The following is a 1210-nucleotide window of genomic DNA, read 5'->3' on the forward strand; positions in this document are numbered from 1 at the left end:
CTACTTTCTTCATATACATCAGTCCATTTCTTATTTTTAGTTTAGGACACTGTCCTAGTGTCCTAAAGATATTTCTATATATATGGGGGATGGGGAAGAGGTATGACCAAAAAGAGATATTTTAATAAATTCTCTACATACATATATTTGCAGTATATTTTTAAAGTTATGACTGCGTAAAATTATTTAATAAGGAACTTCAAATTCTTTAATATTAATATTTTGAGATAACGTATAATCTTAGCTGGTGTTTTGCTCTCGTTCTTGAGATGGTAGGACCGAAGGGACGCAGCAGGTCAAAGAACGATCAAAACCTTAAACGTGGTTGGGATGGGAGGAACGGAGGGGTGTGATATGATAATAAATCACACCTCGGAGAGACGCACCAGGTCATACCACGTTAAGCAGCGGCGCTGGAGTAAATCCAGGCCATACCAACACGACAAAAAAGACAAGTCTACACTTGCCTTTTCATTATGATTAACCAGCTATATTCAATTAACAATTCTATAAATTTTTCTACAATCTTTACATTCAAATTCCTTTATATCCAGCTGCAGAAGTCCTTTGTTTCCGCACTCACAGCCTTTCGTTTCCAGTTCATCTTTGGTCATAGTGAATATCCATTGCTGTACTGTAACGCAATATTCATCGGCTTCTAATGCTTTAATTGCTTTATCAAGTGAAAACTCATTAAAATTAAATGATGAGTCATGATGCTGGATAGATTTCTTAGCTAACTCGATTAGTTTGCTAGCATTTAGATATGTCCATACCATTTTGCTTTGTTCATCTTGGAGTGTGTAATAAATCAATTCAACATTATTTGAGCCACATTCAGTACATTTATTTTCCATTAACTCATTTAAAGGAGCCCTACAAATCTTACAATAATGAGAATAATATTGTTTATCTAATGGAGTTATATTCATTCACCAAGCCCTCCTATTTACCTTTGTAACCGTCATAAGGTCTTTTTAACTCACCAGCGTCTTCTACTATTTTTAACATTTCCATTACTTCATCAAGGTCTATATCTCCCCATGAGCCGTAGCGGATACAATCACCTGAAATGGTTTTATTTAAATGGTTCACATAAACAGTAAGCTCATGAGTAGATAAAGGCCTTCTACCTACAATGAAATATCTATCTATATCGTAGTCTTTCCCTTCATACGTGCCGTTCACCAATTCATAAGTAATGCTTTGT

The 1210-nt window shown here is 35.0% G+C and carries 2 protein-coding genes; both read right to left on the reverse strand.

Translation table 11 applies throughout. The features are described 5' to 3' along the window. Window positions 1-494: 494 nt before the first annotated feature. Window positions 495-932, reverse strand: a complete 438-nt coding sequence (locus ACF1B9_RS37990; RefSeq protein WP_351072238.1) for a hypothetical protein — start codon at window positions 930-932, stop codon at window positions 495-497. Between the two features lie 13 nt (window positions 933-945). Then, a partial coding sequence (locus ACF1B9_RS37995; protein WP_391795990.1) for a hypothetical protein occupies window positions 946-1210 on the reverse strand: 265 nt, incomplete at its 5' end.

Source organism: Streptomyces sp. NPDC014727 (genome assembly GCF_043083485.1).
Classification (GTDB): Bacteria; Actinomycetota; Actinomycetes; order Streptomycetales; family Streptomycetaceae; genus Streptomyces.

Bases quoted from the DNA above. Each gene is read 5' to 3' on its own strand.
- ACF1B9_RS37990 (WP_351072238.1), bottom strand. From the start codon at position 932: ATGAATATAACTCCATTAGATAAACAATATTATTCTCATTATTGTAAG.